This window comes from Microcystis sp. LSC13-02 (genome assembly GCA_002282935.1).
GTDB lineage: Bacteria > Cyanobacteriota > Cyanobacteriia > Cyanobacteriales > Microcystaceae > Microcystis.
In genome coordinates this window covers 1-5,383 of the sequence record MTBT01000197.1, presented here as the reverse complement: position 1 = coordinate 5,383, position 5,383 = coordinate 1, and the positions used below count along the sequence as shown (strand labels likewise).

Here is a 5,383-nt window from a genome sequence, read left to right as displayed (position 1 = left end):
CATTTTAGCATATATTTGGTAAATGCGCTAGTATTTAACGGTAAAGCCGTCGTAGAACGACGGGGTTTCAGACCCAAAATTTTCGATGAATAGTCCATTGCCGGGAGATAACAGCCAATTAGATAGCCAACTACATTCCCTTGTAACGACGGTGACAGCGATCGCCCAAGAACAGCAGGGAGATTGTAACGGTTTGTTAATGTTGCTGCGAACTTTAGAAAATTTACATCGGCAAATTCGCGAGCAGATGTTCGAGCCATCTTTACCCAATACCCGTAAGGACTTATACGGATTACTCCGGGATATCGAGGAAACCGGGGGATGGCCCTATATAGAACGGATGAAGTTACAAATGTTAATGGAAAAATTATTAGCCAGTGAAGTCGGCGCGCTCGATTCGGCGGCAAAAACCGATGATCGGGAAAAATGAGTTTCCAGAGGTTACGGAGCGGGTTACAGTATTGGGAAAATGGATATTTTAGGGGTAGTTCGTAAATCATGACCACCGTGAACCCGATTAAATTTGGAACCGATGGCTGGCGCGGGATTATCGCCGCCGATTTTACTTTCGATCGAGTCGCTCTGCTTGCTCCCTTGGCGGCTCAGGTTTTAGCGGATAATTATGGTCAGATCACAGGTTCGCGGACGATTATCGTCGGCTATGATCGGCGGTTTATGGCGGAGGATTTTGCTCAAACTGCGGCGGAATCACTTCAAAAAGCCGGTTTTGACGTGCTTCTCTCCCAATCCTACGCTCCGACTCCCGCTTTTAGTTGGGCAGCTCGATCAGAAAATGCTCTCGGTGCGATCGTGTTAACCGCCAGTCATAACCCAGCCAAATATCTCGGTTTGAAGGTTAAAGGTTATTTTGGTGGTTCTGTCTCGCCGGAAATTACCCAACAAATTGAAGCTTTATTGTCTAATCCGCCGCAATTTAACGCAGCTGCCGGTAAATTAAGCACTTTTGAGCCATGGTCAAGTTATTGTCAGGGTTTACGCCAAAAAGTTAACATTGCTGCTATTGCCAACGCGATCAAATCGGGACAACTAAAAGTTTATTCCGATGTCATGCACGGTGCGGCGGCTACCGGTTTAGAGCGTCTTTTGGGGGTGGGGATCACGGAATTACGCGGCAATCGCGATCCTTTGTTCGGTGGCGGATCTCCAGAACCTTTACCGAGAAATTTGAGGGAAATCATCGATAAACTGGCTCACAGCGCAAATTTAGCCCCTTTGCGAGTAGGTTTGGTCTTCGATGGGGATAGCGATCGAGTAGCGGCGATCGATGGTCGGGGGAATTTTTTAAGCACCCAAAATCTCATCCCGATTTTAATCGAGCATTTAGCCGGCAAAAAGGGAATGAGAGGGGAAATTGTGAAAACGGTGAGCGGTTCCGATTTAATCCCCAAATTAGCCAGTTTATACGGTTTATCGGTCTTTGAAACCCCGATCGGTTATAAGTATATCGCCGATCGAATGTTGACCACTCCTGTGTTAATTGGTGGGGAAGAGTCGGGAGGTGTCGGTTATGGTACTCACATTCCCGAACGGGATGCTTTATTATCAGCTTTATACGTTTTGGAAGCGGTGGTAGAATCGGGCCAAGATTTAAGCGATCTTTACGCGCAATTACAGGATAAAACCGGGTTTCATTCTGAGTATGATCGCATTGATTTACCCTTAGCTAATATGGAAGCTCGCGATCAGTTAATTACTGCTTTGGATAAGGAACCCTTAAGGGAAATTGCCGGTAAACAAGTGACTGATTGTAATACTATGGACGGTTATAAATTCCGTTTAGAAGATGGCAGTTGGTTGTTAATTCGCTTTAGTGGCACAGAACCAGTTTTGCGTCTCTACTGTGAATCTTCAACCCTCGATCGAGTTGATGAAATTCTCGCATGGGCAAACTTTTAAAATAAGGCTTTTGACCTGTTAAAATCCGATGTTCATGCTGCGAAAATAGGATTAAGACCTTCAAAAACCTTGCATTATCCTTCTCTGTAGTACAACACTGGTACAAAAAAGAGGGCAACAAAGCCTGAAACGACCGGCTACTGACTCCTGACTCCTAACCCCACCAACAAACTTTTTGCCGCAAACCCTATCTAATAGAAAACGGGTTTCTTGAAGAAACCCGTTTTCTATTTTCAGAAAATTAAGATAAAACGGGGATGAACTAGGAAATTTTCAGCCCGCGAATCGCATAATCTAATAATTCCATCGGATGAATAACGGGTGTATCTTTTCCCTGTAATTGTAGATGTTTTTTAATTTGTAGGGAACAACCCGGATTAGGAGAAGCAATCACCGCAGCTCCAGTATTTAATAAATTGCGTACTTTCTGCTGACCTAATTCATCGGCAGTATCTGGCTGTAGCATATTATAAACTCCGGCACTGCCACAACACAAGGCCGCATCGATAGGTTCTTTTAAGTTAATATTGGGGATTTTTTGCAATAATTGCCGTGGTTGCACCGAGATTTTTTGTCCGTGTAAAAGATGACAGGCATCTTGATAAACTAGGGTTAATTCTGTCTCGGTAATCGGGGATAAATCAGCAGTTAACCCCACTGATGCCAAAAATTCTTGGGCATCGCGTACTTTAGCCACAAACTCCTTAGCCTTATCTTTATATTCAGGATCGTCGGCTAAAATATGATGATATTCCTTGAGAGTATGACCACATCCTGCCGCATTGATAATAATATAATCAACCTCGGTTGCTGCGAAACTATCGATCATTTGTCTGGCTAAACTTTGCGCTTGTTTTTCCTGTCCTTGGTGTGCGGGTAAAGCGGCACAACAACCCTGGGTTTTTGGGATAACCACTTCACAACCATTGGCAGTTAAAACCCGCACTGTCGCTTCATTTACCGGCGAGAAAAAGAGGCGCTGCACACAACCTAAAACTACTCCCACCCGATAGCGTTTTTCAGTTTGGGAGGGAATAACATCGGCATAGTTTTTAAACAGAGAGTCTAGGGTAATTTTTGGTAAAATTGATTCCATCGCTGCTAGACGAGGAAAGAACATTTTTAATAGTCCCGATTTTCTAACAATAGTTTGTAATCCCAGGGTTTGATATAACCAGAGGAAAGGTAAAAATAATTTGAGACGGACGGGATAGGGAAAGAGATTAAAAATGAGAAAACGAATAATTTTATCCTTAAAACTGCGGGGTTGATTGCGTTCCACTTGCGGACGAACTGCGGCGATTAATTGATCGTATTGTACTCCCGATGGACAGGTACTAACACAGGCTAAACAACCTAAACAAGTATCAAAATGTTGGCTAGTGGTTTCGTCTAAAACTGCTTCCCCTTTGTTGATAGCATTCATCAGATAAATTCTGCCCCGGGGGGAGTCCATTTCTTTGCCAATCACTCGATAACTGGGACAGGTAGATAGACAAAAACCACAGTGAACACAACTATCGATTAATTCTTGAGCGGGGGGATTCTTGGGGTCAAATCCTTGATTTTTTTGGTCGATTAATTCTTGAAAGTTAAGGGAATGCTCGGAGGTTTGCATGATTTTTCATTAGATTTTGTTAAGAAAGCGTTCAGGACTAAAAATACCGTGAGGATCGAATTTAGTTTTTAGGGTTTTCATCATGGCAATCGCATTACCTGTATAACCCCAAGGTTCAATTTTTTCCTTCAGCGATGGAGGCGCGGTTAACACCGTTAAATAACCCTGATTGGCACTGCATAAAGAGCGAATTTTGTCAAGATTTTCCTCCGATTTTAAGATAACTTTACCCACCCCACTACTAATATTAATCGATGCTAGTCCGTTAATTTGGTCGATAACTAGAGCTAAATTGCTAGGTAATAATCCTATTTTGCCGAAAAAATTGCCCTCTTGGTCATAATTATCGATTGTTTTTCGGTATCTTTGCCATAGAGAAACTTCTTCCTCATCCCGATAAGAATTAGTCTGACAATCTAACTGTTGCCCTAAATAACTCACCTGTTGCGATTGTTCGCTAATACTTTCGGGAATACTTTGAAAACGCAGCAGTAAAGCGACTTTTTCCCCTAATCCTAATGCTTGCGTCATCCCTAGGTTTAAACATTCAGCCACGGTGGGAGTTAAAGACGATTGCCGAATAACTTGACTTAATTTACTAATATTTTCGCTATTTCCTCTAATTATCAGGGTTTCTGAGTTAGCAGTTTCGGGATACAGTCGCAGGGTAATCTGATCGATAATCCCTAAAGTGCCGTAGGAACCCGTAAATAGCTTCATCATGTCGTATCCCGCCACATTTTTCACCACACGCCCTCCAGCTTTAGCAATCTCGCCATCGTGACGGATAAAGGAGAATCCTAGGATCAAATCCCGGACACCACCGTATCTTTGCCGCCATGTTCCCGCGTCGGCCGTGGCCATAATACCGCCAATCGTGGCATTATCGGCGTAACTGGGATCAAGAGAAAGAAATTGAGAGCTAGGAGCTAAAAAAGCCTGTAAATCCGCTATTTTAAGCCCAGCTTGCACGGTTATAGTTAAATCTCCCCTAGCATGGTCAATAATCTGGTTGAGATTTTGGGTACTAACTAAAATATCGGGCGACTCGACTAACCCACCCCAATCTAATTTACTGCCTTGACCGTAGGCCAGTAAAGACAGACGATTTTCGTTGCTAAAACGCACCAAAGAGGCTAAAGCAGCTGTATTAGCGGGATAAACTAGAATTTCAGGACTTTTGCCCCTAATTGCCCTTGATAGTCTTTCTTGTTCCTCTTTTGGCACTTGTGGCCAGATAATAACCGGCGTGTCGGGGGGTAAAATAGAAGTTATCTGGGCAGCGATCGCAGTCATATTTGACACAAGAATTGAGGAGTGAGGAGTCAGGAATTACCGGCCGATAATCCCGAAGAATGGGGGTAATGCTAGGACTAATCAGTAATTTTCAGCCTCTATTAATTAGATTACCTTAGTTTGGCTCTCCATCTCCGATGTGGGGCAATTCCAGCCATACTGAGGCAGCTAAAAAGCTCTCTTGCATAAATCAAAAAATTTTCGGCAAATGTCGGGAAAAAGCGAAAGGTTAAAGGGAAAATTATCCTTTTGCCTCTTGCCTCTTGCCTTTTGCCTCATCTCAACAAGCAATTTAAATGAGCGGGCAGCCCAATAACTGACTGTTAAATTAGCCATACACTCATGTAATAATAGTGGATTACCTCGATCAGTAAGCCAAGAAGTTATTGACATCCTCACCGCCGTAAACGGACGGTGATTCCTAAACCTCACGATTTAAGTTTCTGTTTCTTCCCATCGCTGGGGTTTCGCACCTGCCTTAACAGATTTACTCTGTTCTGGTCTTATGGTCGCTCTACAGACTGACACCGCAAGTCCTGCGGCCAAAATGTT

Annotated in this window: 4 protein-coding genes and 1 pseudogene; 2 read left to right on the top strand and 3 right to left on the bottom strand. The window is 43.4% G+C overall.

The window, feature by feature from the left end:
* Positions 1–85 precede the first annotated feature (85 nt).
* Entirely contained in the window at positions 86–430 is a 345-nt protein-coding gene (locus tag BGL89_RS11925) for a hypothetical protein (protein WP_286825884.1), read from the top strand.
* A 68-nt stretch (positions 431–498) separates the two neighbouring features.
* The gene (locus BGL89_RS11920) at positions 499–1,917 is read left to right on the top strand and encodes a phosphoglucomutase/phosphomannomutase family protein (RefSeq protein ID WP_286825883.1); all 1,419 of its coding nucleotides are present in this window, start codon (positions 499–501) and stop codon (positions 1,915–1,917) included.
* A gap of 262 nt (positions 1,918–2,179) precedes the next feature.
* Here the strand turns inward: BGL89_RS11920 and BGL89_RS11915 are convergent, their stop codons facing one another.
* The 3 genes and pseudogenes from BGL89_RS11915 to BGL89_RS11905 all read right to left on the bottom strand — a co-directional run.
* Positions 2,180–3,535, bottom strand: coding sequence for a (Fe-S)-binding protein (locus BGL89_RS11915; RefSeq protein WP_286825882.1), 1,356 nt, complete (start codon positions 3,533–3,535; stop codon positions 2,180–2,182).
* A gap of 9 nt (positions 3,536–3,544) precedes the next feature.
* Complete coding sequence (locus BGL89_RS11910; protein ID WP_286825885.1) at positions 3,545–4,831, bottom strand: FAD-binding oxidoreductase; 1,287 nt, start codon at positions 4,829–4,831, stop codon at positions 3,545–3,547.
* Between the two features lie 428 nt (positions 4,832–5,259).
* Positions 5,260–5,383: pseudogene (locus BGL89_RS11905) on the bottom strand (RNA-guided endonuclease TnpB family protein); the annotation flags it as partial.

What these genes read in the sequence shown, in the direction of transcription:
- BGL89_RS11925 (WP_286825884.1), top strand. Translation starts at nt 86, where the DNA reads ATGAATAGTCCATTGCCGGGAGATAACAGCCAATTAGATAGCCAACTA.
- BGL89_RS11920 (WP_286825883.1), top strand. Translation starts at nt 499, where the DNA reads ATGACCACCGTGAACCCGATTAAATTTGGAACCGATGGCTGGCGCGGG.
- BGL89_RS11915 (WP_286825882.1), bottom strand. Translation starts at nt 3,535, where the DNA reads ATGCAAACCTCCGAGCATTCCCTTAACTTTCAAGAATTAATCGACCAA.
- BGL89_RS11910 (WP_286825885.1), bottom strand. Translation starts at nt 4,831, where the DNA reads ATGACTGCGATCGCTGCCCAGATAACTTCTATTTTACCCCCCGACACG.